The 25,143-nt window shown below is 71.3% G+C and carries 31 protein-coding genes and 1 pseudogene; 19 read left to right on the forward strand and 13 right to left on the reverse strand.

Features of this window, described 5'->3' with window-relative positions; all coding sequences use genetic code 11:
• Positions 1–9 precede the first annotated feature (9 nt).
• The 5 genes from ACIBN2_RS10555 to ACIBN2_RS10575 all read right to left on the reverse strand — a co-directional run bounded on the left by ACIBN2_RS10555 (position 10) and on the right by ACIBN2_RS10575 (position 4,008).
• Entirely contained in the window at positions 10–300 is a 291-nt protein-coding gene (locus tag ACIBN2_RS10555) for a hypothetical protein (RefSeq protein ID WP_399133854.1), read from the reverse strand.
• Positions 301–363: 63 nt separating this feature from the next.
• Positions 364–783, reverse strand: coding sequence for a hypothetical protein (locus ACIBN2_RS10560; RefSeq protein ID WP_399133855.1), 420 nt, complete (start codon positions 781–783; stop codon positions 364–366).
• A 173-nt stretch (positions 784–956) separates the two neighbouring features.
• Entirely contained in the window at positions 957–2,135 is a 1,179-nt protein-coding gene (locus ACIBN2_RS10565; RefSeq protein ID WP_399133856.1) for a Glu/Leu/Phe/Val dehydrogenase dimerization domain-containing protein, read from the reverse strand.
• Positions 2,132–3,775 (reverse strand): thiamine pyrophosphate-binding protein, encoded by a 1,644-nt coding sequence (locus ACIBN2_RS10570; RefSeq protein ID WP_399133857.1) that lies wholly within the window; start codon positions 3,773–3,775, stop codon positions 2,132–2,134. The genes ACIBN2_RS10565 and ACIBN2_RS10570 overlap by 4 nt, the downstream gene beginning before the upstream one ends.
• A complete protein-coding gene (locus tag ACIBN2_RS10575) occupies positions 3,775–4,008 on the reverse strand; it encodes an acyl-CoA dehydrogenase family protein (protein WP_399133858.1) in 234 nt (77 codons plus the stop codon). Before ACIBN2_RS10575 ends, ACIBN2_RS10570 begins: the two co-directional genes overlap by 1 nt.
• A gap of 357 nt (positions 4,009–4,365) precedes the next feature.
• Between ACIBN2_RS10575 and ACIBN2_RS10580 the strand changes: the two genes are divergently transcribed.
• The 3 genes from ACIBN2_RS10580 (at position 4,366) to ACIBN2_RS10590 (ending at position 7,305) form a co-directional block, all read left to right on the forward strand.
• Complete coding sequence (locus ACIBN2_RS10580) at positions 4,366–5,607, forward strand: MBL fold metallo-hydrolase (protein WP_399133859.1); 1,242 nt, start codon at positions 4,366–4,368, stop codon at positions 5,605–5,607.
• 23 nt (positions 5,608–5,630) lie between these two features.
• Positions 5,631–6,461, forward strand: coding sequence for a DUF429 domain-containing protein (locus ACIBN2_RS10585; RefSeq protein WP_399133860.1), 831 nt, complete (start codon positions 5,631–5,633; stop codon positions 6,459–6,461).
• 106 nt (positions 6,462–6,567) lie between these two features.
• Entirely contained in the window at positions 6,568–7,305 is a 738-nt protein-coding gene (locus ACIBN2_RS10590) for a formylglycine-generating enzyme family protein (RefSeq protein ID WP_399133861.1), read from the forward strand.
• A 48-nt stretch (positions 7,306–7,353) separates the two neighbouring features.
• Here the strand turns inward: ACIBN2_RS10590 and ACIBN2_RS10595 are convergent, their stop codons facing one another.
• Positions 7,354–8,397 carry a Glu/Leu/Phe/Val dehydrogenase dimerization domain-containing protein gene (locus tag ACIBN2_RS10595; RefSeq protein WP_399133863.1) on the reverse strand — a complete coding sequence of 348 codons (1,044 nt, stop codon included), beginning with the start codon at positions 8,395–8,397 and terminating at the stop codon, positions 7,354–7,356.
• 79 nt (positions 8,398–8,476) lie between these two features.
• Between ACIBN2_RS10595 and ACIBN2_RS10600 the strand changes: the two genes are divergently transcribed.
• The 14 genes and pseudogenes from ACIBN2_RS10600 to ACIBN2_RS10665 all read left to right on the forward strand — a co-directional run bounded on the left by ACIBN2_RS10600 (position 8,477) and on the right by ACIBN2_RS10665 (position 18,060).
• A complete protein-coding gene (locus ACIBN2_RS10600) occupies positions 8,477–8,953 on the forward strand; it encodes an Lrp/AsnC family transcriptional regulator (protein WP_399133864.1) in 477 nt (158 codons plus the stop codon).
• Positions 8,954–9,034: 81 nt separating this feature from the next.
• Complete coding sequence (locus ACIBN2_RS10605; protein WP_399133865.1) at positions 9,035–9,241, forward strand: DUF4291 family protein; 207 nt, start codon at positions 9,035–9,037, stop codon at positions 9,239–9,241.
• Between the two features lie 37 nt (positions 9,242–9,278).
• Complete coding sequence (locus ACIBN2_RS10610; RefSeq protein WP_399133866.1) at positions 9,279–9,587, forward strand: hypothetical protein; 309 nt, start codon at positions 9,279–9,281, stop codon at positions 9,585–9,587.
• A gap of 62 nt (positions 9,588–9,649) precedes the next feature.
• Entirely contained in the window at positions 9,650–10,147 is a 498-nt protein-coding gene (locus ACIBN2_RS10615) for a hypothetical protein (RefSeq protein ID WP_399133867.1), read from the forward strand.
• A gap of 474 nt (positions 10,148–10,621) precedes the next feature.
• A complete protein-coding gene (locus ACIBN2_RS10620; RefSeq protein WP_399133868.1) occupies positions 10,622–11,305 on the forward strand; it encodes a DUF4389 domain-containing protein in 684 nt (227 codons plus the stop codon).
• 18 nt (positions 11,306–11,323) lie between these two features.
• Positions 11,324–11,794 (forward strand): annotated as a pseudogene (locus ACIBN2_RS10625) (DUF4291 domain-containing protein); the annotation flags it as partial.
• 45 nt (positions 11,795–11,839) lie between these two features.
• Complete coding sequence (locus ACIBN2_RS10630; protein WP_399133869.1) at positions 11,840–12,232, forward strand: helix-turn-helix domain-containing protein; 393 nt, start codon at positions 11,840–11,842, stop codon at positions 12,230–12,232.
• 82 nt (positions 12,233–12,314) lie between these two features.
• Positions 12,315–12,725: a VOC family protein gene (locus ACIBN2_RS10635; RefSeq protein ID WP_399133870.1), complete on the forward strand. Its 411-nt coding sequence runs from the start codon at positions 12,315–12,317 to the stop codon at positions 12,723–12,725.
• A gap of 397 nt (positions 12,726–13,122) precedes the next feature.
• Positions 13,123–15,279 (forward strand): ATP-binding protein, encoded by a 2,157-nt coding sequence (locus ACIBN2_RS10640; protein WP_399133871.1) that lies wholly within the window; start codon positions 13,123–13,125, stop codon positions 15,277–15,279.
• Between the two features lie 62 nt (positions 15,280–15,341).
• The gene (locus ACIBN2_RS10645) at positions 15,342–15,776 is read left to right on the forward strand and encodes a roadblock/LC7 domain-containing protein (RefSeq protein WP_393868984.1); all 435 of its coding nucleotides are present in this window, start codon (positions 15,342–15,344) and stop codon (positions 15,774–15,776) included.
• A gap of 2 nt (positions 15,777–15,778) precedes the next feature.
• Positions 15,779–16,150, forward strand: coding sequence for a DUF742 domain-containing protein (locus ACIBN2_RS10650; RefSeq protein ID WP_399133872.1), 372 nt, complete (start codon positions 15,779–15,781; stop codon positions 16,148–16,150).
• Positions 16,128–16,727, forward strand: coding sequence for a GTP-binding protein (locus ACIBN2_RS10655; protein ID WP_399133873.1), 600 nt, complete (start codon positions 16,128–16,130; stop codon positions 16,725–16,727). The genes ACIBN2_RS10650 and ACIBN2_RS10655 overlap by 23 nt, the downstream gene beginning before the upstream one ends.
• Before the next feature lie 60 nt (positions 16,728–16,787).
• Positions 16,788–17,369, forward strand: coding sequence for a GAF domain-containing protein (locus ACIBN2_RS10660; RefSeq protein ID WP_399133874.1), 582 nt, complete (start codon positions 16,788–16,790; stop codon positions 17,367–17,369).
• 91 nt (positions 17,370–17,460) lie between these two features.
• Entirely contained in the window at positions 17,461–18,060 is a 600-nt protein-coding gene (locus ACIBN2_RS10665; RefSeq protein WP_399133875.1) for a TetR/AcrR family transcriptional regulator, read from the forward strand.
• A gap of 79 nt (positions 18,061–18,139) precedes the next feature.
• Here the strand turns inward: ACIBN2_RS10665 and ACIBN2_RS10670 are convergent, their stop codons facing one another.
• A complete protein-coding gene (locus ACIBN2_RS10670) occupies positions 18,140–18,343 on the reverse strand; it encodes a hypothetical protein (protein ID WP_399133876.1) in 204 nt (67 codons plus the stop codon).
• 217 nt (positions 18,344–18,560) lie between these two features.
• Here ACIBN2_RS10670 and ACIBN2_RS10675 point away from each other — a divergent pair, with 217 nt between their 5' ends.
• On the forward strand, positions 18,561–19,724 hold the full coding sequence (locus tag ACIBN2_RS10675) for a metallophosphoesterase family protein (RefSeq protein WP_399133877.1): 1,164 nt from the start codon (positions 18,561–18,563) through the stop codon (positions 19,722–19,724).
• A gap of 21 nt (positions 19,725–19,745) precedes the next feature.
• On the opposite strand, the gene ACIBN2_RS10680 is transcribed toward ACIBN2_RS10675, so the two are convergent.
• From ACIBN2_RS10680 to ACIBN2_RS10695, 4 genes are read right to left on the reverse strand one after another with little or no spacing between them, the layout of a single operon-like run.
• Entirely contained in the window at positions 19,746–20,087 is a 342-nt protein-coding gene (locus tag ACIBN2_RS10680) for a DUF1801 domain-containing protein (RefSeq protein WP_399133878.1), read from the reverse strand.
• Positions 20,088–20,147: 60 nt separating this feature from the next.
• Positions 20,148–20,747, reverse strand: a complete 600-nt coding sequence (locus ACIBN2_RS10685; RefSeq protein WP_399133879.1) for a GPP34 family phosphoprotein — start codon at positions 20,745–20,747, stop codon at positions 20,148–20,150.
• A gap of 53 nt (positions 20,748–20,800) precedes the next feature.
• A complete protein-coding gene (locus ACIBN2_RS10690) occupies positions 20,801–22,003 on the reverse strand; it encodes a YbfB/YjiJ family MFS transporter (protein ID WP_399133880.1) in 1,203 nt (400 codons plus the stop codon).
• Positions 22,000–22,302: a muconolactone Delta-isomerase family protein gene (locus ACIBN2_RS10695; RefSeq protein WP_399133881.1), complete on the reverse strand. Its 303-nt coding sequence runs from the start codon at positions 22,300–22,302 to the stop codon at positions 22,000–22,002. The genes ACIBN2_RS10690 and ACIBN2_RS10695 overlap by 4 nt, the downstream gene beginning before the upstream one ends.
• Positions 22,303–22,413: 111 nt before the next feature.
• On the opposite strand from ACIBN2_RS10695, the gene ACIBN2_RS10700 reads away from it, so the two are divergent.
• Positions 22,414–23,355 carry a LysR family transcriptional regulator gene (locus ACIBN2_RS10700; protein ID WP_399133882.1) on the forward strand — a complete coding sequence of 314 codons (942 nt, stop codon included), beginning with the start codon at positions 22,414–22,416 and terminating at the stop codon, positions 23,353–23,355.
• Here ACIBN2_RS10700 and ACIBN2_RS10705 read toward each other — a convergent pair.
• A complete protein-coding gene (locus tag ACIBN2_RS10705) occupies positions 23,344–24,417 on the reverse strand; it encodes a sensor histidine kinase (protein ID WP_399133883.1) in 1,074 nt (357 codons plus the stop codon). The genes ACIBN2_RS10700 and ACIBN2_RS10705 overlap by 12 nt on opposite strands.
• Complete coding sequence (locus ACIBN2_RS10710; RefSeq protein WP_399133884.1) at positions 24,410–25,105, reverse strand: response regulator transcription factor; 696 nt, start codon at positions 25,103–25,105, stop codon at positions 24,410–24,412. The genes ACIBN2_RS10705 and ACIBN2_RS10710 overlap by 8 nt, the downstream gene beginning before the upstream one ends.
• Positions 25,106–25,143 lie beyond the last annotated feature (38 nt).

The raw sequence follows: 25,143 nt of genomic DNA on the forward strand, positions 1-25,143 counted from the left end.
GCCTGACCGTCACTTGGCGAGTTCGACCGGGTACAGATCGGTCCGTGCGACCGCCGCGTCGCGCTCGGCGGCCAGTGCGGTGCGCCGCGCGTCGGCCATGTAGCCGTCGTAGCCGGCCTGCGAGGCGAACTCGATGAGCTGGATCTCGTCCGGCCGGCCGTCGGCCCCGTCGGCCCGGGCGCGCCGCACCAGCCGGCCGTCGTGGTCGCCCAGCAGGGCCAGCACCTTGTCCTCGTAGGCGGCCAGCGCCTCGGCGGCACCCGGCCGCGCCCACAGTAGAACGCACAGTTGAACGGTCATGACCCCCGACCCTAGCGACGCCGGACGCCATCGCCCCCGACAACCTCGTGGAGGCCGGTGCGGTCAGTCCGGGAACTGGTAGTCGAGACGGATGCGGCCGGTCTCGTCCAGGACGAGGAAGTCCCGGCCGCCTCCGGTCACTTGGCCCTCCTCACGGTGAAAGGCCTCCCAGCGGAACGTGATCACGTCCCGCAGCTGACGGGCCTCCTCCTGGACGCGGAAGACATAGGTGCCGGGTGCCACGAACTCCTCGTACGCACGCGTCACGCGCGCGTGCAGCTCGTCGTGGCCCCTGGCCTCCAGGGCGGCGCTGGTGAAGCCGAGACCCACCGCCTGCTCGTGCATCTGCTGCGGCGGCAGGAGGATGTGCTGTCCGTCCTCCGCCCACAGGCCGTGCACGGTCTTGCGGCGGGTCTCCGGGTCGGGTTCGTTCCACAGGGCGATGTAGCGGTGGGCGAGGTCGTGTGCGTCGATGGCGGGCATGCCTGCTCCTCATGCGGGGTGAGCTGCGTATGCCTTCGACTCTGCGGTGGCCGGCCTGTCGTCTCAATTCCCGGCAGGGTATGGCGCTAGTGCACGCGCGCGTGCGTGCGTCAGCGGGGCGAGGGCTACGGCGGTGGCGGACAACTCGTCCGCGAGCGGTGGCGGGACCGCCGTCACCGGTACCACCCGAAGCGTTCGGCGATCACCGGCAGGCGGTCGGCGACGATGGCGTGCGCGGCCGCGCGCGGGGTGGTGCCGTCGGTCTCCGCGCGGGCCAGCATCTGATCCACCAGGGTGCGCATCGAGCGGCGGGTGTGCGCGAACGCCTCGTCCGCGTGGGGACCGATGTCACCGAACAGGGTCCACCACCACCACGCGTTGGTACCGGAGTTGACGACCACGTCGGGCAGCACGGTCACGCCGCGCGCGGCCAGCAGCTCCTCCGCCTCGGGCAGGACGGGCATGTTGGCGGCCTCGACGATCCAGCGGGCGGTGACGTGTTCCTGGCTGGCGGTGTCGATCGCGTACGAGACCGCCGCCGGCACCAGCACCTCCGCGTCGGCCGACAGCCAGGCGTCGCCGGGCAGTTCACGGTCGCCGGGGCGCAGCGCCGCGCGGTCCACGGTGCCGTAGGCGTCCCGTGCGGCCAGCAGCGCCTCGACGTCGAGGCCCGCCGGATTGGCGATGGTGCCCTTGATGTCGGCGACGGCCACCACGGTGAGGCCCGCGCGCGTGAGGAAGCGGGCCGTTGCCCCGCCCATGGTGCCAAGTCCCTGCACGGCGAACCGCGTTCCCGCGTGCGGCACGCCCGCCCGGTCCAGGGCCGCCAGCGCCGCTTCGGCGACCCCGCAGCCGCCGACCAGCTCGTCCAGCCCGATGCCGTCCACCTCGACCGCGAACGCGTCCGTGAGCCGCCGTCTCGCGGTCGGCTCGTCGTCGAGCAGCGGATAGACGGCCTGGACGGACGACACGAGCCCGGCTTCGGCGGCGGCCCGGTCCACCAGGTCCTGGCTGAGGCCGAGGTCCTCGCCGGTGGTCCAGAAACGCTCGATGTACGGCTTCATGGCGCGCAGGTAGCGCACCAGGAGGGGGTACGCCCGCGGGTCCTGGGGGTCGCAGTCGATGCCGCCCTTGGCGCCGCCGAGGGGGATGTAGCGGCCCTCGGGGTTGTAGTGCAGCGCCTCCTTCATGGTCATCCCGCGGGCCAGCCCGGTGACCTCGTCGAGGGTGCAGCCCTCGCGCATGCGCAGACCGCCGCTGGAGACGCCGCGCACCAGCCGGTCGACGACCAGGAAGCCCTGGCGCCCGGTGAGGTGATCGGTCCAGGTGAGCGACATCAGGGGGGTGGTCATGAGGTCTCCTCGGGAACGGTGATCAGGGTGGGGCCGGGCGTGTCCAGGGCCTCGGCGACGGCACGGCTCAGCTCATCGGCGGTGCACGCGCGCGTGCCGTGCCCGCCGTAGGCGCGGGCCAGGGCCGGCAGGTCGACCGGCGGGAAGTCCACCGCGGTGGGTGTGTCGCCGCGCGCCGCCATCTCGGCGCGGATCTCGCCGTACCCGCCGTTGTCGAACACCACTATGGGCAACGGGAGTTGCAGCTGTACCGCGGTCGCCAGTTCCTGCACCGTGAACTGCAGCCCGCCATCCCCGCTGAGCGCCAGGACCTGCCGGTCGGGTGCGGCGGTCCTGGCGCCGATCGCGGCGGGCAGCGCGTAGCCGAGGGTGCCGAAGCCGGTGGGGTGGAGGAAGCGGCCGTGCGGGCTCAGCGGGAGGTGGGGGAGTGCGCCGTAGTAGCAGCACTGTGCGCTGTCGGAGGTGATGATCGCGTCGTCGGCGAGGACGGAGCGGATCGCCTTCAGATACGGGATCCAGCGGGCGTCGCGGGCGGCGGTCCCGGCGTCGCGGGCGCCGCGGAGGGCGGCGACTTCGGCGGGCACGCGCGCGTGGTGGCCGTCTTGCCGAGCCGCCGGGATCTCGGCGAGCAGCGCCTTCACGGTCGTACGCGCGTCTCCTACGAGGGCGAGGTCCGCCGGTGTCTCGCCGTACATCTGGGCCGCGTCGATGTCGATCCGCACCAGGGTGCCGTCGAGCGCGGGCGGCGGTGACCAGAAGTCGGACTCGGCCAGTTCCGTGCCCACGGCGATCACGACGTCCCGCGCGGTGAGCCATTTCTGCACGCCGGGGCTGTGCAGTGCGACCCCGAGCGAGAGCGGGTGCGTCTCCGGGACGATGCCCTTGCCGTTGGCGGTGGTGACGACCGGCGCGGCCAGCCGTTCGGCGAGGGAGAGGCAGGCGCTGCCGGCGTCGCGTGCGCCGCCGCCGAGCAGCAGCGCCGGACGCCGTGCCGCGGTGAGGGTCCGGGCGGCACGCCGTACGGCATGCGGGTCGGGTGTCGCGCGGGGGAGCGGCGGGGCGAGCCGGACGGGGCCGAGCGCCTCGGTCGCATCCAGGAGGTCCAGCGGGATCTCGATGTGCGCGGGCCGCGGCCGGCCGGCGCGGAACAGGGTGAAGGCGCGCGCCAAGGCCGTCTCGATCTCGGCGACCGAGGAGACGCGATGGCTGAAGGCGGCCACGCCGCGCAGCGCCTCGGTCTGGCTGCGCATCTCGTGCAGCAGGCCCGTGGACAGGCGCGGATGGCGCAGCGGCATCCCCGGCGAGACGACGAGCAGCGGCACGCTGTCGGAGTACGCCTGCCCGACGGCCGCGGCGGCGTTCAGCAGGGCAGGCCCCGTCGTCGTCAGAACGACGCCGGGCCGTCCCGTCACGCGCGCGTACCCGTCGGCGGCGTATCCGGCGCCCTGTTCATGACGGGGCGTCACATGCCGTATGCCGTAGGCCGTCAGGTGCCGGTAGATCTCCAGGTTGTGGGTGCCGGGGATGCCGAAGACCTGTGTGACGCCGTGGCCGGCGAGGGCGCGTACGAGGGTCCGGCCGCCGCTGAGGATCCCGTCCGCCGCGGGAGCCGCCTCCGGGCGCCGGACATCGTGTGCCATCACAGGCTCCGGGCGATGACGAGCCGCACGACGTCCGAGGTGCCTTCCTCGATCTCCTCCAGCTCCGCGTCGCGCGTCCACTGCCCGATCCGGGACTGCCGTGAGTGGAAGACGTCGGTGGAGCCGCCCCCGCCGTGCTCCTCGGGCAGCGTGAAGCCGGTCGCACGCGCCAGTTCCACGATGTCGCGCTGCTCGTCGCTCGGCGGGACCAGCTCGGTGGGGAGGTCGGACATGGTGCCTCCATCAGGCCTCGGGGGATGCTCACCGGCAGACGTTACTGAACCGTGAGTCAGTATTGGAGCGGGAGCAGGCTCTGTCAACGTGCTGAACCGATCGTCAGTAGGGGGCGGCTGCGCGGGGCGGTCCCGTTCCCACGCTTTTTGCGAGCATGCACATGGCGGCAGGGCAACGGGAGCAGATGACGGACGGCAACAGGAGGCGACAGGAATGGGCGCCGACGCTCCGGGGTTGACCTGAGACCTGGTTCTTTGGGCTTTCCTTGGAAAGTGCCCGCGGCGCCCGCATGACACGGGTGTTGTCGGAGGCGCCGACCATAATGGAATGCCTCACCCACTCCACCTGGAGGTACCGTGTCCGGTTTCCGTTCCCTGAGCTCCGGGCTCCGTGCGCTGCGGCCCGAGGCCTTCGGCGCGGATCCGAGCGGTGAGCGCCTCGCGCGTATCCGCAGATCGCCGCACTTCAAGGACGGTGTCTTCCAGAATCCCGGCGGTACCGCCCGGACCCGGCCCTCCGGCTCGACGGTGGACTTCGCGAAGGTCTTCTTCGACAAGGACGAGCGCCCCCGGCGCTCCCCCGAAGGCACCATCCCCGTGCACCCGACCACGCTCGCCGACATCGCCCGGCCGCCCGCCACCGGGCTGCGGCTGACCTGGATGGGCCATTCCAGCGTGCTCGCCGAGATCGACGGACAGCGGGTGCTCTTCGACCCCGTGTGGGGCGAGCGCTGCTCCCCCTTCAACTTCGTCGGGCCCAAGCGGCTGCACCCGGCGCCGCTGCCGCTCGCCGCACTCGGCCCCGTCGACGTCGTCGTCATCTCGCACGACCACTACGACCACCTCGACCTGCCCACCATCAAGGCGCTGGCCGGCACGGACACGCTGTTCGCGGTGCCCCTGGGCGTCGGGGCCCACCTCGAGCGCTGGGGCATCTCCGCCGACCGGCTGCGCGAGCTGGACTGGCACGAGGCGACCAAGGTCGGCGGCCTCACCCTGACCGCCACCCCGGCCCGCCACTTCTGCGGCCGCGGCCTGCGCAACACGCAGCACACCCTGTGGGCCTCCTGGTCCGTCGCCGGCCCCGAGCACCGGATCTTCCACAGCGGCGACACCGGGTACTTCGACGGCTTCAAGGCCATCGGCGCCGAGCACGGCCCCTTCGACGCCACGATGATCCAGATCGGCGCGTACTCCGACTTCTGGCCCGACATCCACATGACGCCGGAGGAGGGCATGCGCGCCCACCTCGACCTGCAGGGCGGCGAGCCGCACGGCGTGATGATGCCGATCCACTGGGCCACCTTCAACCTGGCCACGCACGCGTGGGCGGAGCCCGGCGAGGGCACCGTCGCGGCCGCCCGTGCGACCGGCTCCCGCATCGCCGTGCCCCGGCCCGGCGAGCCCTTCGAGCCCACCGCCGAGACCGTGCCGACCGAGCCCTGGTGGCGCGCCGTGGCCCTGGCTCCGGCGAACGGCTGGCCCGAGGCCCTGACCGAGGTGGCGATCAAGACGGCCGCCGGCTCCGGCGCCAAGGCCCAGGCCGCGGCGGACGGCGTCGAGGGCACGGGGGAGCCCGAGACGGTTCCGGCGAGCTGACTTCGCCGGCGGAGGGGGAGGCCGTGAGCCGGGCCGGCGGGCCGGGGGAGGACCCGGGCGCGGGGCATCGGCGCCGGCCGGCGGTGACGGTCGGGATCGATCTGGCCGCGAGCGCACGGCGGACCGCCGTGTGCCGGATGGAGTGGCCGGACGAGGGCGCCGTGACGGCGGAGTTCGTCGTGCCGCCGACCGACGAGGACCTGTCGGTGCTGATCCGGGCCGCCGACAAGACCGGCCTGGACTGCCCGCTCGGCTGGCCCTCCAGCTTCGTGGCCACGGTCGTCGCCCACCACCAGGGCGTACGGCTGCCGCCGCCGGCCCGGTTCGAGGCGCGCGCGGACGGACGAGCGGGCCTGGACCCGCTGCGGTTCCGGATGACCGACGACCTCACCTGGAAGGCCACCGCGATGCGTCCTCCGCTGTCGGTGTCCACCGATCTGCTGGGGGTCGTGGCCCTGCGCGCGGCCCGTCTCCTCGACGCCCTCGCGGCAGCGGACGTCCCGGTGCCACGGGACGGTTCGGGCCTCATCGCCGAGGTGTACCCGGCCGCCGCGCTGAGGCTGTGGGGGATCCGCCCGGGGCGCAGCTACAAGAACGCCGGGCCCGAATCGCGCGAGGTGCGCGAGTACGTGGTCAGCTCGGTGGAGGAGGGCCTTGGGCTGCCCCTGCCCGAGCAGGTGCGCGCGACCTGTCTCGACAGCCACGACCACCTCGACGCCCTGGTCTGCGCGCTGGTCGCCCGCGCGGCACAGCTCGGCGGCACCCGCCGGCCGGACACGGCGGACGAGCGCGCGGCAGCGCGGCAGGAGGGCTGGATCCATCTGCCGGGCGGTGACCTGGCCGGCCTGCGCTGACGGCGGTTCCGTCGCGGCCGAACTGCAGCGCCGGCGGCCCCCGCCGTCTCGCCAAAGCCCTTTCGGGAAGATCGGTGCGGGCAAAGACGCCACTAGGGTGGCGGTTGTGGACACGGGGGCAGGAAACGAGTTGGTCGCCATTCCGCCGGGACGGGTGACGCTGTCGGACCGGCGGACGCGGAGCAGTTGGCATGTCGAGGTCGCACCGTTCCAGATCTCGGCGTTCCCCCTCACGCAGCGGGTGTACGCACAGGTCACCGGTCGGCAGCCGAGCAGCGCCCGAGGCGACCGGCTGCCCGTCGAGGGCGTCTCGTGGTGGGACGCGGTCCGGTTCTGCAACGCGCTGTCCCGGCAGGACGGGCTGACGCCCGCCTATCACCTTCACGACGGTGCTGGTCACCCTGATGACGGCGCTGAGACGGCCGACTGGGACACCTCCGCGGACGGGTACCGGCTGCCGACCGAGGCCGAGTGGGAACACGCCTGTCGTGCGGACACCACCGGCCCGCGCTACGGCCCGCTGGACGAAGTCGCCTGGTACCAGGGCAACTCGGGCGGGCGGAGCCACCCTGTCGGAGGCAGGCAGCCCAACGCCTGGGGCCTGTACGACATGCTCGGCAACGTGTGGGACTGGTGCTGGGACGTCTACGACGCCGAGGTGTACGGCACCTATCGGGTGCTCCGTGGCGGCGGATGGGCCGACGAGCACTGGAGCTGCCGGGCCTCGGTGCGGCGGCGCAGCCACCCCACCTTCCGGATCGACGACGTGGGCTTCCGTATCGCGCGCACCCACACCGCTGCATCGGCCGGATCTCTGCCGTGGATCCAGGACGCCGACGAATGATCCGGCGCAGAGGAAGCACGTCTCCGACGCGCCCACGTCGGCGAAGACCTACGACGCGGCGGACACCAGCCGCGCCTCGGCGATCTGCCGGGCCGCCCGCTGCGGGGTCACCCCGTTCGAACGGGCCAGGTCCAGGATGTGGCTGACGGTGGCGCCGATCCCCTCCACCCGCTTCTGGGCGGCCTCGTGGCCGTAGTGCTCCGATTCGCGGCTGAGGGCGTAGACGATGCCGCCGGCACTGGCCACGTAGTCCGGGATCCAGACGACGCCGTGCTCGGCGAGGGCGTCGGCGACGGACTCCTCGGTGAGCTGGTTGTTGGCCGGTCCGACGACCAGCGGTGCGGCGAGCCGGGGCACGGTCGCCTTGCTGAGGACGCCGCCGACGGCCGCCGGGACGAAGATGTCGGCCGGTGCGGACAGTGCGTGGCCGGGCTCGACCCATCGGTACCCGCTCGCCGACGCGGCCTTCTTGCGGAGGGGGTCCACGTCCGACACCACGACGTGCGCGCCGTCGGCGGCCAGGCCGGCCGCGACGCCGCTGCCGACCGAGCCGAAGCCGCTGACGACCACCGTGCGACCGGTGCAGGAGGCGTCGCCGAACACGTGGCGGGCGCCTGCGTGCAGGGCGGCCAGGACACCGGTGGCGGTGGGGCCGCCGGAGTCGCCGGTCCCGCCGTGCTCCACGGGGGCGCAGTGCGCGTAGGGCGAGAACCGCCGGAGGACCACCATGTCGTCCGGGCCGGTGCCGATGTCGGGGCCGGTCCGGTACGAGCCCTGCAGGGAGGCGATGAGCTCGCCCAGGTCTTCGAGCGCGGCCCGGCGCAGGTCCGCCGTGAGTTCGGTGTCCTTGCCGAGGGCGATCACCGTCTTGCCGCCGCCGAAGTCGAGACCGGCCACCGCGGCCTTGTAGGTCATGGCCTCCGACAGGCGCAGCGCGTCCGCCAGCCCGTCCTGCCAGGTGTCGTAGCGGCGCAACCGGCACCCGCCGACCGCCGGCCCCAGCGTCCGGGAGTGGATCGCGACGATCAGCGGCAGCCCTGAGCGGCTGCCGCGGCGGACGACGACCTCTTCGTGCGCAAATGCTTGGCTCATGTCGGCGAAGCTAGATTGATGCACGGCCTGAACGGCTCTGCACCGAATTCAATTCGGCACACGCGGCGTGGAGGTAGTCATGGACGAAGTTGATTCGGCGATCGTGCGTCATCTGCAGGTGGACGGTCGGCTCTCCAACCGTGCCCTTGCCGAGAGGCTCGGCATCGCGCCCTCCACCTGCCTCGAACGCACACGGCTTCTGCACCGGCGCGGCATCATCCAGGGCTACAAGGCCCAGGTCTCCCTGCGCGCGCTCAACCGCTCGGTCCAGGCGATGGTGGCCACCCAGATCCGGCCCTTGCGCCGGGATGTCGTCGCCGCCTTCGAGAAGTCGGTGACCGAGCTGCCGGAAGTCGTCTCCGTCTACACGATGGCCGGCAACGACGACTTCCTCGTCCACGTCACGGCCCAGGACATCGACCACCTCCACGCCTTCCTCCTGGACCAGTTCACCAACCGGCGCGAGATCGTCGGCTTCCGCACCTCGATCATCTACCAGCACCTGACCAACCCGGTGCTCGATCCACTGCCGCCGACGCCGGAGCAGCCCAAGTGAGGGACCGGTGCCGCGCGGCAGGCCGCGGCAGGCTGCGGTAATTCGATGGCGCGCTCGCATCACTGAGCCCACCCTGGTCCCGTGGCAGAACCGAAGTACCAGATCCGAGCCCGGCACACGGACTCCACCGTCACCGTCTACCAGGCGTACGCACCGGAGATCGGCCTGCCTGCCGCCCGCGAGGGCCGTTTCCCCGAAGCGTGGAGGCGGGATCGGATGACATGGGTCATCAAGGCGCGTTCACAGACCTCAAACACGCTGCTGGTGCGGTCTGGTGGACACGGCTGACCAGATGGGAACGGGCAGGTCCATGAGAAGGTGCGGCATGATCCACCATCTGCGGTTCTTCTTCGAGGCCGGCGTGGACACCCCGCTGTGGCCGGAAGACATGGACAGCCCGTACGGCTACCCCTGTGATCTGGCGCGCCTGCCGATCAGTCCGGAGACACGGGCCGAGCTGGCCAGGTTGAGCGAGTGGTACCAGTCGTCGATCGACTGGGACTATCCGCCGGATCCGTCACCGTGGTCCGACCAGGAGCTCCAACGGTTCAAGCAGCAGGCGCTCAGCAGATTGGATGTGCTGCGTCGCGAGTTGGGTGCGGGGTGGATCGTTCGGGACGAAAGCCTCCTGTGAGGAGCGGTACGGTCCGCGGAGAGCAGGCCTTGAGCCCTTGTGAGCGCACTTCCCAAGGCCGGATGGAGCTGGAAGCAGCGCGCGCTCAGAGACGTGAGGAGCGCGAGCACGCCGAGGAGCGTCGGCAGGCAGAGCGCGCAGAGCAGAAGGCCGAGGCGCTCGTCGTGCTGCTCCGGTGCTGTTACACAGCGCTGAACACGGCCTCACGGCAGTACATGACCGCCCAGGTCAACCTCCTGCACGCGCTGCGGAGGGACACGGGTGTCGACCTGTGCCTGGAGCAGCTCGAAGCCAGTCCCATTGCTCAACGGGACAGCTGTGCAGAGGCCGAGATGGTGGTACCTGACATGCTGGCGGCAGCCACAACTGCTGGTCACCGGCTGAACACGGGCTACGGACTGCTCAAGCGCACAGCTGCGACCACGCCGTACGACCAGGACGAACTGAGCGCCTTCGCGGCAGGAGTCGACCAGTCGTGGAGCCAACTGGCTGTCATGCAGCAGCAGATGCGCCAGGCCCTCGGTATCGAGAGCGGCGTGAGGGCCGACGGCGCCGACTGAGTCGTCCACTCGGCGAACAGAAACGAACAGAAACCTGGATCGAGTCCAAGCGGTGAAGCGCGAGGCCAAACAGTTGGCTTCGAGCCGGTTCGCGCACAGCCGAACATGGGTCAAATGGTCTGTGAGCATGAGCCACCACGCCTTGGTCGCTCTGCGCCCTTCCCGGTGTCGAGCCGGTTCCAAAACGGTTGACCCGGTTCCCAAAAGGGACATGAGCGCGGCTTGACATGGATCTCCCAGCCGTGCCCTGTCGATGACGAGCAAGGATGCCGTTGCCAGGCTCGTTTGGCTGGTGGCAATGACGCCCCTGGCCGCTGTTCTTTCCGGGGCAAGCGCACCCGCCCGAGTCGCGGCCTTCCACCTCGCGTGTCAGCCTGAATTCATGATCAGGCGACCGCCTTGCCGCCTGCCCGTTCGGGTGCGTGCACGGTCGGATGGCGGCCGGGCGGGGACGCTCGAAAGGAGTTGGTCCACATGATTCCTGTTACCGCGTCCACTGTACGTATCGAGGCGTCTGTCGATCCCGGGCTGTCCAGATGGCTGTGGCTGGTGAAGTGGCTCCTCGCCGTCCCGCACTACATCGTGCTCTTCTTCCTGTGGATTGCGTTCGTGTTCGTGACCGTCGTCGCGTTCTTCGCCATCCTGTTCACCGGCCGCTTCCCCCGGTCCCTCTTCGACTTCAATGTCGGCGTACTACGCTGGAACTGGCGTGTCAGCTATTACGCCCACACCGTGCTCGGCACCGACCGGTACCCGCCGTTCACCCTCGCGGATGTGCCCGACTATCCAGCGCACTTCGACGTCGCCTATCCCGAGCGCCTCTCCCGCGGCCTGGTCCTGGTGAAGTGGTGGCTGCTGGCGATCCCGCAGTACATCGTCGTCGGGATGTTCGTCGGTGGCTGGGCGGAAGGGAGTGGGGACAGTTGGCGTTACGGCGGTCTGATCCCCTTCCTCTCCCTGGTCGCCGTGATCATCCTGGCGTTCACCGCCCGTTACCCGGTTCACCTTTTCGACTTCCTGCTAGGCCTGGCCCGCTGGGTCGCACGGGTGGCTGCCTATGCCGCGCTGATGACCGATGAGTACCCGCCATTCCGCATCGACCTGGGCGGGCAGGACTCCCCGCTGACAAGGACTCCGGCGAGCGGTTCCGGTCGGTAGTGCAACCAAGCATGGGGCTGTGGACGCGGCTTGACATGGATCAAACCGTCGTTCCTGTGGATGATGTACCGGTGCGGGTGGGGCACCGAGGAGGGGCAGGCGACCGTTCTCGCCGTCGAGATCTCCCGTGCCGGATTCGAGTGGGCGCTGCGGCACGCCTTTCTGTCCCACTACGAGCGCGGGCTGCACGCCGACCAGGCCACCTGGAAGCGCCAGTTGAAGCGGGCTCCGGCCCGGGTGCAATGGGACCCCGAACGCGACCTGCACCGCCGGCCGCTGCCCCATCGGTCGCTGCAGCTCGGGCTCGCCGGAGAGGCGGCGCGGCTCTACGCCGACGAGTGGGCCGTCTCCATCACCGACGTCACCTCGCTCGCCCGCACCGTCCACGCGCACGTACAGGACGGAGATCTGGACGTGGCACGGCGGCTCCTGTCCGATGAACGCCCCTACCCGGTGGACGAAGGGTGCCTGGCTCACCTCCACCGCTGAGGTCCCACGACGGCTCTCCCGGCCCGGCCATGGTGTGATGGCCCGGTGAGCCGCGCCTCCGAAGAGACCAATCGCCGCATGCTCCGGGCCCGGGACGCGATGGACCGCGCCTACGCGCAGCCGCTGGACGTGCCGGCCCTGGCCCGGATCGCGCACGTCTCCCCGGCCCACTTCGCGCGCACCTTCCGGGCCACGTTCGGGGAGACGCCGCACCGCTATCTGCAGCGACGGCGCGTGGAGCGGGCGATGTTCCTGCTGCGGGAGAGCGACCGCAGCGTCACGGACATCTGCTTCGAGGTCGGCTTCGGCAGCCCGGGCACCTTCAGCCGCACGTTCCGGGACATCGTGGGCCGCTCGCCGCGGGAGTACCGCAGGACGGCCGTCGCCCTGGACGTGCCCACCTGCTTCACGATGGCGTGGATGCGGCCCGGCGCATGAGGTTCCGCCAGGACGGCGGCCTTCGGCCGACAGAGCAGTTTTGGATAAGTTTTCGTGCGGCCGGGCTCGTAGCGTGAGGTGCATGTTCACAGGAATCACGCACTCGCAGATCTACGTCCTCGACCAGGACGAGGCCCTCGACTTCTACGTCGGCAAGCTCGGCCTTGAGGTCAACACCGACGCCGACCTCGGCTTCATGCGCTGGCTGACCGTCAACGTCCCCGGACAGCCGGACCGCGAGGTCCTGCTGGAGAAGCCCGGCCCGCCGCGGCTCTCCGACGAGATCGCGGAGCAGGTCCGCGACCTGCTGACCAAGGGGGCGACGGGCGGCTTCCTCATCTTCGGCACGGACGACTGCCGCAAGACCTACGACGAACTGCTGGCCAAGGGAGTCGAGTTCACCGAGGAGCCCACCGAGCGCGAGTACGGCATCGACTGCGGGCTGCGCGACCCCTTCGGCAACAGCATCCGTTTCACCCAGTCGAAGGCGTAGGCCGAAACCCATCATCGATACTCTGAGTGACGTTCGGGGGAGGGGTTCCGTGGGTCTGGGGACGCCATGAGGCGGTCCCGGCGGAGCGGGCGGCGGGCGGTGGAGGCCGGTCGGTGAAGGCCGGGGAGCAGATGCTCCCCGGCCTTCAGTGTTTCGTCGTGACCGCTTCTGGCCAGCTCTGATCGTTCCCTTACCTGGCAGGTTCATGACCCCGCCCGGTTTATCGGTCTGTCGTACGAGGCCTCATACCAGAGCGGGACGCTGTGCGTGGGACTTTGTCAACTGCCCACCGCACATGATGCGTTGACGACTACTGTGAGTGTCCATCGGGCGTCCGCCTGCCCGAAAAGCGCAGCCCGCGCTTCCGCACCGACGGACCAGTACGACGAGGACACCGATGTCTCACCTCCGCGCCCCGGCCGCACGCGCAGACCGCCGCGAGGGCGGGCGGCACGGACGGCCGGTCACCCGTCCCGTGCCCCCGATGCCCGAGGCCCACATACGGCCTCAGCTGATGCGGCTCGCGGTGCTGCCGCCGATCGCGGTGGCCCTGAGCGCCGCCGCGGCCGTGCTGTTCACCGTCCGCTCCACCGGAGCGCGGCCGGGCCTGACCCTGTGGGGGGTGATGGCCGGTGCCGCCGCGGTCACGCTCGCGGGCATCCTCATCGCCGTCGTGGCCGCCGACCGCGCCGCCCGTGCGGTCAGCGACCGCGTCGGGGCCCTGCGCCGCAACAGCGCCCGCGGGGAGGCCGACCTGCGCGCCCTCGTCGAGACGCTGCGCCGCGGTGAGGCCCCGCCCCGGCGCAAGCCGCGCAGTGGTCCGCCCGAGGGCGCCGACGACTTCGAGCTGCTGGCCGCCGACCTGAGCCGTGCGCACGACGGCGCCGTCACCGCCGTCGTGCAGGCCGCGCAGCTTTCCAGCCAGGCGGGAAGCGAGCAGAAGCTCGAGGTCTTCGTCAATCTCGCCCGGCGGCTCCAGTCCCTGGTGCACCGGGAGATCTCGATCCTCGACGAGCTGGAGAGCGAGATCGAGGACCCCGATCTGCTCAAGGGCCTCTTCCACGTCGACCACCTCGCCACCCGCATCCGCCGGCACGCCGAGAACCTCGCCGTCCTCGGGGGTGCCGTCTCGCGCCGGCAGTGGAGCCACCCCGTCTCCATGACCGAGGTGCTGCGCTCGGCCATCGCCGAGGTCGAGCAGTACTCCCGGGTCAAGCTGGTGCCCCCGATCGACGGCACCCTGCGCGGCCACGCCGTCGCCGACGTCATCCACCTGCTGGCCGAACTCGTCGAGAACGCCTCGGTGTTCTCCGCCCCGCACACCCAGGTCCTGCTGCGCGCCAACCTCGTCACCTCCGGCCTCGCCGTCGAGGTCGAGGACCGGGGCCTGGGCATGCCGGTCGGCGAGCAGAAGAAGATGAACGCCCTGCTCGCCGACCCCGACCAGGTCAATGTCGCGAGCCTGCTCGCGGACGGCCGAATCGGACTGTTCGTCGTCTCGCAGCTCGCCCGACGGCACGGCATCAACGTCCGTCTGCAGACCAACATCTACGGCGGGGTGCAGGCCGTCCTCGTCGTGCCGCAGGCGCTGCTGGGCTCGGGGCCGGGTGCGCCCGGAGACGCGGCGTCGCAGGCGCAGGGTGGCACGGGGGCGATGGGCGCGGTGGGGGCAATGGGCGCGATGGGGCCGTCCGCGCCCACGTCCCCGGCGCAGGCGCCGACGCCCTCCCCGCAACCACGTACACAGCCGCAGTCACATACGCAGCCGCAGCCGTCGGCCCCGTCGGCGTCCGTGTCCGAGACGGCCGGGCTGCGTGTCGTGCCCGAGCCGCGGTCCTCGCGGCGTGCGCAGCAGCCTGAGAGCCCACGGCCCCCGGCATCCGCGCCCAACGGGAGCCCCCTCAACGGCAGTTCACCGGGTGCGGGCGGACCGCTGCCCGTGCGCGGCACCCGCGAGGAACGGGCCAACCCGGCCGAGGCCCTGCCCGGCATCCGCCCCGACGAGCGGCGGCGCGTGGCGGAGAACACGGCCGAGGCGCCCGCGCCCCGCACCGGAACCGTGCGCGGCACCATGGGCAAGCCCCAACTGCCGCGCCGCCGCGCCCAGGAGCACATCGTGCCCCAGCTGCGGGAGGGCCCGGCGCCCCGGCAGGACACCGACTACGTCGCCGGCCACGACCCGGGTCTGATGGCCGCCTTCCAGCGCGGCATCGGCCTGGCGGAGGCCCAGCAGAGTCTGGAGTCCGAGCACACAGGGGCCACCTACATCGTGCCGGAGCACTCGGCGCCGGCGGCGCACCGGGAGCCGGAGCCCGGGGAGCGGACGGCACACGCCGGACTGCACCCCCTCATGGACCCGGCCCACACGGAGTCTCCCTCCACGCTTCCGCACTCGGCCCTCGATGCGCACCACACGGGCGCCACCACTATTCACACGCCGCACCCCATGGACGTAAGCCCCATGGATCCGTCCCACATAGCCGAGGCGCGCCCCGCATCCGCGCGCGGCATCGACCACCCCACCCGGCACGACGGGAGCGCGCCGGCCGGATGACCACCTCAGCCTTCACCCCCACCGCTCCCGCAGACCTTCGTACCTCAAGGAGTCGATCCATCATGGCGAGCGATGTGCCGACCGGCCATGTATCCGATCTCGACTGGCTGATGAGCGGCCTCGTGCAGCGCGTACCCCACACCACCAGTGCGGTGCTCCTGTCCTGCGACGGGCTCGTGAAGTCGGTCCACGGCCTCGACCCGGACAGTGCCGACCACATGGCCGCGCTGGCCTCCGGCCTGTACTCCCTGGGCCGCAGCGCCGGAGTCCGCTTCGGCGACGGCGGCGACGTCCGCCAGGTCGTCGTCGAACTCGACTCGACCCTGCTGTTCGTGACCACCGCCGGCTCCGGGACGTGTCTGGCGGTGCTGGCGGGCCGCGAGGCCGACGCGGCGGTGCTCGGCTACGAGATGGCGATGCTGGTCAAGAGCGTCCGCCCCTACCTGGTCACCGCGCCCCGGCAGCACGCCGTCGAACCGTCGGCGATGAGGCCTTGAGCGTGGCGGCGGTCGGCGACGGGCCCTGGCTCGACGACGCGGCCGGCCGGCTCGTGCGCCCGTTCACGGTCAGCAACGGCCGCACCCGGCCCACCATCGCGTTCGACCTCCTGTCGCACGTGATGGCGACCGGTGCCACCCCGCTGGGCTATCTGGGCCCCGAGCACGCGCTGGCGCTCGACCTGTGCCGCGCGCCCGTCTCGGTCGCCGAGCTGGCCGGCCAACTGAAGCTGCCGGCGGTGGTCACCAAGGTGCTGCTGTCGGACCTCGTCGACTGCGGGGCGCTCACCACCAAGCCCCCCGAGTTCCACCACAACCCGACTGACCGGGCCCTTCTGGAGGCAGTGCTCGATGGACTACGACGACAGCTCTGACCCCTTCCCGACCGCACTGAAGATCCTGGTGGCGGGAGGGTTCGGAGTCGGCAAGACGACCTTAGTGGGAGCGGTCAGCGAGATCGCGCCCCTCAGCACGGAGGAGCTGCTCACCACGGTCAGCGCCGCAACCGACAGTCTCGAAGGGATCGAGAACAAGGTCGAGACGACGGTGGCCATGGACTTCGGCCGCATCACCCTCGATCCGGAGCATGTGCTGTATCTGTTCGGCACACCGGGCCAGGAGCGGTTCTGGTTCATGTGGGACGAACTCTCCGAGGGCGCGCTGGGCGCGGTCATCCTCGCCGACACCCGCCGCCTGGAGGAGTGCTTCGCGGCCGTCGACTTCTTCGAGCAGCGCGGCCTCGGCTTCATCGTCGCGATCAACGAGTTCGACGGCTCCTACCGCTACGACCCCGAGGAGGTCCGCGCCGCCATCGACCTGCCCCCCGAGATCCCGATCGTGCGCTGCGACGCCCGGATCTCCAGTTCCGGGGTGCAGACCCTGCTGACTCTCGTACGGCACCTCATCGCCTACGCCCCGGCGCACGCGCCGAGCCACGGCGCCCACATGTGATCCCCGCACACCGCCACGGAGCCCGTATATGACCCACGTCCACAGTGACGGAGCCCGCCCATGAGGTACGACCCGTCGCGCCCGGCCGGTCGTCTGCTGCTCACCCCGGAGGACAAGGAGGCCCCCGCGCGCGCCCTGCGCCTGGGCAGACTGGGTCTGGGGGAGCGTGCCGACCCGGCCCTCGACGTCTACGCGGACCGCCTCGCCGAGCTGACCGGGACGCCGTACGCCATGGTCAACTTCATCGACGAGCACCGGCAGTTCTTCGCGGGCCTGCATCTGTCGGACGTGCCGTTCCCGGTGGTGAGGCCGGACGGGACCACGCCCGTGCTGGGCCGGGAGCTGGCCCGGGACCACGGCTTCTGCCCGCATGTGGTGGTGCGGCGCAAGGCGCTGGTTCTGGAGGACGTCTGCGACTATCCGCGGTTCGCGGGCAATCCGGTCGTCGACGAGTTCGGCATCCGCTCGTATCTGGGCGCGCCGCTCATCGACAGCACCGGGATGGTGCTGGGCACCGTATGCGTGGTCGACGTGGAGCCCCGGCCGTGGGGGAGGCCCGGTCTGGAGACGATCAAGGCGTCGGCGGCGGAGCTGGTGGCCCGGCTGGAGCGGCGGGAAGCCGACGGGCTGCCGGTGCTGTGACGCGGTCCGCCCGGTGCTGTGACGCGCCCGGTGCTGTGACACCGGCCTCGGCCACTAGCCGACCGGTCTAATAATTGCGTACTCTGGAGCTGTGGGACGCACCAGTGATGCCAGGCAGAAGATCCTCGCCGCCGCCCGTTCGCTGATCGAGGCGCGTGGCTACTCCGCGCTGGGCGTGGCCGAGATCTGTACGGCGGCCGGCGTGCCCAAGGGCAGCTTCTACCACTTCTTCGAGTCCAAGGAGTCCCTCGCGCTCGCCGTCGTGGACGAGCACTGGGCGGCCCAGCAGCGCGACTGGACCCGCGCGCTGAGCGGCGACGCCGAACCCCTGGAGCGGCTGCGGCGGCTGTTCGAGGAGACCGAGGCCGCGCAGCGCGCCGCGCAGCAGGGCTGCGGCACCGTCGCGGGCTGTCTTTTCGGCAATCTCACCCTGGAGTTGAGCAACCGGACCGAGTCCGTGCGCGAGCGGCTTCAGGAAATCTTCGAGGCGCAGGTCGACATGGTCGAGTCGGTCGTCGCCGAGGCACGCGAGCGCGGTGACATCACCGTGACGGACACGGGAGAGGCGGCGCGTGCGGTGGTGGCCCAACTGGAGGGCCAGGTCCTGTTCGCCAAGCTCTACAACAACACCGGCCGGCTGAGTCCGCTGTGGCCCAACTGCCGGGCGCTGCTTGGGGCTACGGCTGCTTGAGAGTGGGGAGGCGGAGGAGGAAACGCGCGGGCCCACGGCCCTCCTCCTCTGCCTACCCCCGGCTCATGCGAGATGGGTCTCACGCACAGATGTTGCCGGTGCCGTTGCAGTCGCCGTCGTCGTCGTCCCAGCCGCCCCAGCCGTCGTGGTCGGCGGCGGTGCTGGACTGGACCGTCGCGTGGCTGTGCAGGGTTGAGGGCGCGGCCACCGCGTATCCGGCCGTGGCCAATCCGGTTGCGAGAGCGAGGCCGAGGGCGGCGCTGATCGCGAATGCACGAGGCATGGATATCTCCCGTCGGGTTTTGTGTGAGTGCTTCATGTGGACCAATCTGCCTGTTCACACGGGAGGTTTCATTTCAGGAGGGGCCATTCGTGTGACGCCTCCGGAACTCCCGCTTCAGCGACCGGAGTTCACCAAACCGTTGGACCATGTTTGTGTTTTTTGATCTACCGACTGCTTAGCGTGCGGTGGCCGTTCACCCCGTGGAAGGACACCGCACATGAGACGCGCCACCAAGATCACCTCCGCAGCCGTCGGGCTGGCCGTCCTCGCGGTCGCCGGAACCGCCGTCGCCGCCGCGAAGCAGGGCGACGGCGACTGGCCCTACGCCCACCACAGCGCGGCGTCCTACACCCTGGCGGCCGTCGGCGACGTCGCCTGCGAGCCGGACGACGACGAGAACGCCGGCACCCCGGCGTCGCTCAAGTGCGGCAGCCCCACGCTGGGTGGCATGAGCGCCGAGTTCGCCACCGCGAAGCAGGCCACGGAGATGCACCCCGACGCGGTGGCGCTGCTGGGTGACGAGCAGTACCAGGTCGGCAAGTTGACCGATTTCGAGAAGTCCTTCGAGCAGGCGTGGGGCGGCCTGAAGATGCTCGAGCGTCCCGCGCCGGGCAACCACGAGTACTACCCGTACACCAAGAAGGGCGACAACGAGGCCGGGCAGAACGGTGCCGGCTACTTCGGCTACTTCAACGGCCACGACCAGTCCGGCACGCCGAACACCGAGGGCCAGGCCGGCGACGACACCGCCGCCACCCAGGGCTGGTACTCCTACGACCTCGGCAACTGGCACATCATCTCGCTCAACGCCGAGTGCGACTCCGACACGTTCGGCCACGACTGCTCCACCACGGACGACGGCCTCCTCGGCCGGGAGACCAAGTGGCTCGCGCAGGACCTGGCCGCCAACAGGCGTCAGTGCACCATCGCTTACTGGCACCAGCCGACCTTCAGCGCCACCACGGCCTCGACCGCCACGGTTCCCGCGTCCGCGCCGGGCGCCGACGGCATCGAGGGCGCGGCGGCCGACACGTGGTGGAAGCTCCTGTACCGGCACCACGCCACGCTCGTCCTCAACGGCCACCAGCACGCGTACGCCCGGCTGCGCGCGATGAACCCGGCCGGCCAGTACGACCCGGCCCACGGCATCCCGGAGTTCATCGTCGGCTCCGGCGGCGAGGCACTCGACACCCTCGCCGGCACACCGGGCGACTACGCCAACCCGAACGTCGTCACCGCCCAGGCCGGCGCCTTCGGCGTCATGAGGCTCACCCTCAAGTCCCACGGCTACGACTGGAGTTACCAGCCCACCCTGCCGGGCCCCGGCTTCGACTCCACGGCGCTGAAGTACCGCGACACGGGCAGCGGCACCTGCAAGTGAGGCCCCTGAGCCGGACGTCTCTCAGGCGTCCAGCGAAGCGTGGACGAGATCGCTCAACTCCACGTCGGAGACGTCCGCCGCCTCCCGGGAGCGCAGCCGGATCGTCCCCTTCCCGCTGAGGAGGTCCGGGTGGCGGGAGACGAAGCCCGCCGCCCGCTCCTTGTCCCATCCGTAGAACGAGACTCCGTGCGCCCACACCCCGACATGCAGCTTCCGGTCTCCGACCCGGTAGGTCGGCATCCCGTAGGAAAGCACGAGGCCCGCTTCGGGGTACGCCCGCAGAATCAGCCCGTGCACGCGGTCGAACAAGGGACGGTGCTCCGCCGCGATCCCGTCGACGTAGGTCTGCACGTCAGCGTCCATACGGCTCCTCGCGATCGAGCGGTCTCCTGGTAGCGGCTGGCAGCCGCGCCACACGTTCTTCTAGTAGCCGCGCCACACGTTGTCGAACGCCGCGTCCTCGATCTGCCGGCGCTGCCGCACCGCCTCCAGTTCCATCACCGAGTCGCCGACGGCGGCGAGCACGATCGTGACGTGGTCGTCGTCGACGCCCGGCTCGGCGGGTTCGTCGCAGAGGCCGGCGGCGGACGCCAGGGCTGTGAGGACGGGTTCGCCCTCCGCCAGGCGTCGGGCGGCCTGCTGGCGCGCCGCCGAGTCGACCAGCTCCGTGCGCCAGGACTTCACCGGCAGCCGGCCGCTGCGCGTGCGGGTCGTCAGGCCCACCCGCTCCAGGTCGTCGACGTAGGCCGAGGCCAGTCCGCGGCCCCGGCGCCACAGCCAGTCCTCGACCGACTCGTACGGCTCCTGTCGTACGAGGGCGCCGGTCGCCTCGTCCAGCAGGCGGTCGCCGGTGGGCGCCTGGGCGTTGGGGCGGATGCGGTCGCCCTCCAGGACGAGGGCCTTGGCCTCGAGGAGGTCGAAGATCTCGGCTCCCGCGAGCGCGAGGGAGAGGTCGCCCTGTTCCGCCGGGCGGTCGGGTGCCGCGTCCAGGGCGACGATCGCAAGGTCCCGTGCGGTGTTCATGAGCGGCTCCACGTCAGTCGGCCGGGTGCGGGGCGGGCGTCGGGGCCGCGGCCCTATGCGGGCCGGGCGTCCTGGGTCGATTCTCGCTGCCGTCGCGGGTCTGTGCGTCGTACTACGACCATGTGGTGCGGGAAGCCGATCCGCAGCACGGCGGCGGCCGCGGCCGCGGCGAGGACCACGAGGGCGGCCAGGAGCAGTGCCTGGTGGTAGCCGTGGTGCAGCAGCGGGGCGACGGCCAGCGGGCCGAGGATCTGGCCGACGGAGTAGCCGGCGGTCAGCAGGGCGACCGAGCGCGGAAAGCGCAGGTGGGCGCCGGTGGCCAGGGCGAGCGTGCTGACGCCGAGGAAGGTGGCGCCGAACAGGAACGCCGAGACGAGTGCGGCGGCCGTCGTCCCGGCCAGGGCGGGCAGGGCGATACCGGCCGCCTGGATCACCAGCGCGGCGAGCAGCAGGCCGGGCCGCGAGAAGCGGTGCCCGAGCCGGGCCCACAGCGCCGAGGACGGTACGGCGGCCAGGCCCACCAGCACCCAGGCGCCGCTGCCGACCCAGCCGGGGGAGCCCTGCCCGATGGCCGCGACCAGGAAGGTGCCGGCGACGATGTAGCCGACGCCCTCCAGGGTGTAGCTGACGAACAGCGCGCCGAACCAGCGGTGGGTGCGGGGCCCGGTGTCGCGCCGGGACGGCTGGACGGCGGGTGCGTCCTCCGGTCGTAGACGCCACGAACCGCAGGCCAGTACCGCCGTGAGCGCGGCCGCCGACCACCAGGCGGCCCGCCAGTCGGCGACGGACCGCAGTGCCAGGACCAGCAGCCCGGACAGGGCGATCCCGGCGCCCACCCCGCCGAACGCCCAGCCGGGCAGGTGCGGCGGGTGCTCGCGCAGGTGGTGCAGGAGGGAGCCGACCGCGACCACGAAGACCAGCGCGCTCGCCACCCCGGCCAGCAGCCGCAGCGCGCCCCACAACACCGCGCTGTGGGTGAGCGGCATCGCGGCGAGCGTGGCGGTCAGTACCAGCAGGGAGCCGCGCAGGACGGTGCGGGAGCGGATCAGCGCGGGGGAGAGGATGCCCGCCAGGGCGCCGACGAGGTAGCCGGCGTAATTGGCGGTGGCCAGGTTCGCGCCGGCGCCTGCGGACAGGCCCGCCTGGGCGTGCATGAGGGGCAGGATCGGGGTGTAGACGAAGCGGCCGACGCCCATGCCCGCCGCGAGCGCGGCCGCCGCCTGGGCGACATGGCGCCAGGGGGAGGGGGTGCTCATCGGGTGCCGTCGACCCGGCCCGGGTCGTTCGGGTGGGACTCGAGCGGGGTGACGGTGAGGGTCATCCACGGGCGCAGCGGCAGCGTGCCGAGCACCTTCTCGTGGAGCTCCTCCTCGTCGTCGGCCCGCCAGACGCCGATGCTGCGCAGCTCGCCCACGGGGCGCCACAGCCGGGCCAGGTGGCCCGTGGCGGCCAGCTCCTTGGCGCGGACGGCCTCGGCGGCGCGCCGCCGGTCGACCTCGTCCTGGCTGGTGCCCTCGGGGACGGTGGTGGTGATCTCGACCAGGAACTCTCGCATGGTCCTTCTCCGATCTTCGCTGTCGTGCCCTCATCGTGCGCCTGTCACCAGCACCGATGCCACGACCGGCTTTCTCGTTGCTGAGAGGCGCAGCCTCTCAGCGCGCGTAGCATGGCGCGCGTGGAACTGCGCCAGCTGCGGTATTTCGTCGCGGTCGCCGAGGAGCTGAACTTCGGCCGGGCCGCGGATCGGCTTCTCATCGCGGGCCCCTCGCTCTCCCAGCAGATCAAGGCCCTCGAACGCGACCTGGGGGTGCGGCTGTTCGACCGGGACCGCCGCTCGGTCTCCCTCACCCCGGCCGGCGCGGCCCTGCTGCCGCACACCCGCGCCCTGCTGGAGGGCGCCGACGACCTGAAGCGGCGGGCCGGCCGGCTGTCAGGCTCCCAGGCGGTACGCCTCGGGTACGTCAACTGGCTTCCGCCGGACCTGAGTTCGCGTACGGCCGCGGTGGCCCGGGTGCACCTCGACGCCTGGGTCGCCCCCTCGCACACGCAGGCCGCCCGGGTCGCCGACGGCAGCCTGGACCTGGCGGTGTGCTGGGTGCGCGGCGACGACCTCGACCGCCTCAAGCTGCGCGCCCACCTGATCGGCGCGGACCGGCTGTACGCCGTCGCCAAGGGCGGCGACAGCGGTGACGTACCGGATGTGGCGGCCCACGACACCGACGTCCTCATCGACGACGACGTCACCTCCTGGGCGTCGTGGAACGTCTACGGCGAGGAGCTGGCGCAGACCACCGGGGCCCGTACGGTCCGCATCTCCGACGGCGCGATCACCGGCCCCGCCTTCTTCGACCACGTCCGCCGCTGCACCCGCCCGGTCGTCAACTGCCCCAAGGGACAGACGAGTCTGCTGCCGTCGGACCTGGTCCGCCGCGAGATCGTCGCGCCGAAGGTCTACTGGACCTGGTCCCTGGTGTGGCGCGAGGGCGAGCAGCGCGACGCGGTCCTCGGCGTCGTCGACGCCCTCTGCGACGGCGTCGGCGATCTCGGCATCCACGCCGCGGACGCCTGGCTCCCGGCGGACGACCCGCACGCCCCTTCAGCTCCCTGACGAGGCGGGCAGTTCCACGGTGATGCGGAGCCCGCCCGTGGAGCGCGGGGTGACGGTGAGGGTTCCGTCGTGTGCCTGGGTGATGGTGTCGACGATCGCCAGGCCGAGGCCGACGCCCACGTGGTCGGTGTGGACGCGCTCGGTCCCGCGCTGAAAGGGCTCGGTGAGTGTCGCGGCCACCTGGGGGGTGACCAGCTCACCGGTGTTCTCGACGGTGAGCACCGCCGTCCTGGCACGGACGCCGGTGGTGACCCACACGGTGCCCTGCTCGGGCAGGTTGTGGACGATCGCGTTGTGCACGAGGTTCATGGTCAGCTGCAGCAGGAGCGCCTGTGATCCGGTGGTGGGGGTGATGTCGCCGGACGTCTCGATCTTGACGCCGCGCTTCTCCGCGAGCGGGAGAAGCGTCTCGGTGGCCTCTTCCGCCATGAGGGACAGGTCTGCGGGCTCCCGGATGAAGGACCGCTGGTTGGCGCGGCTGAGCAGGAGCAGCGCCTCGGTGAGGTCGATCGCGCGGGTGTTGACCGAGCGGAGGCGGTCGATGATCTCGCCGGTGTCGTGGTGCGGATCGGTGCGGGCCACGTCGAGCAGGGTCTTCGAGATCGCGAGCGGGGTGCGCAGTTCGTGAGAGGCGTTGGCCGCGAACCGCTGCTGCTCGGCGACGTGCGCTTCGAGCCGCGCGAGCATCGTGTCGAAGGCGTCGGCGAGCTCACGGAACTCGTCCTCACGGCCGGGCAGCCGGATCCGGTGGGAGAGCGATCCGTTCGTGGCCATGCGGGTGGCGTCCGTGATGCGGGTCAGCGGGGCGAGCATGCGGCCGGCGAGGAGCCAGCCTCCGACGAGGCCGAACACCAGCAGGAACGCCAGCGCGGCGGCCGCGAACGGAGCGAATTCGCGCACGACGGCGAGGCGGTAGTTGGGCACCATGATGAGCCCGACGTGGGGCACGTGATTCAGGAACACCCACCCGGCCGCGAGCAGCAGGACGCCCGCCAGCACGAGGAATCCGGCGTAGCTGAGGGTGAGTTTGAGGCGGACGCTCAACCCGGGCCGCCTATGCACGGTCCCGTCCCTCACACCCGGCCTGTGGTGCCGTGTCGATGCGGTATCCGACTCCGGGCACGGTGGCGATGATCCAGGGTTCGCCGAGGCGCTTGCGCAGTGCCGAGACGGTGATGCGTACGGCGTTGGTGAACGGGTCGGCGTTCGCGTCCCACGCGCGTTCCAGGAGTTCCTCGGCGCTGACGACACCGCCTTCGGCGGCGACGAGGACCTCGAGCACCGCGAACTGCTTCCTGGTCAGTGCGACATAGCGGCCGTCGCGGTGGACCTCGCGGCGGAACGGGTCCAGCCGCAGACCCGCGATCTCCCGTACGGGAGGCCGGTTGTGGGCGCGCCTGCGGTCGAGTGCCCTGAGCCTGAGCACGAGCTCCTGGAGTTCGAAGGGCTTCGTGAGGTAGTCGTCGGCGCCGAGTTCGAACCCGGAGGCCTTGTCGTCGAGGCGGTCGGCCGCGGTGAGCATGAGGATCGGCATGCCGCTGCCGGAGGCCACGATGCGTTTGGCGATCTCGTCGCCGGAGGGTCCGGGGACGTCGCGGTCGAGGACGGCGATGTCGTAGGCGTTGACGCTCAGCAGCCCCAGAGCGGTGTCGCCGTCGCCCGCGATGTCGGCGGCGATCGCTTCCAGGCGCAGGCCGTCACGGATCGCCTCCGCCAGATAGGGCTCGTCCTCGACAATCAGCACACGCATGGTCTCCACGCTACGAGGCGGCGCATATCGCGGGCATA

It is taken from the genome of Streptomyces sp. NPDC050534 (assembly GCF_044457745.1).
GTDB lineage: Bacteria > Actinomycetota > Actinomycetes > Streptomycetales > Streptomycetaceae > Streptomyces.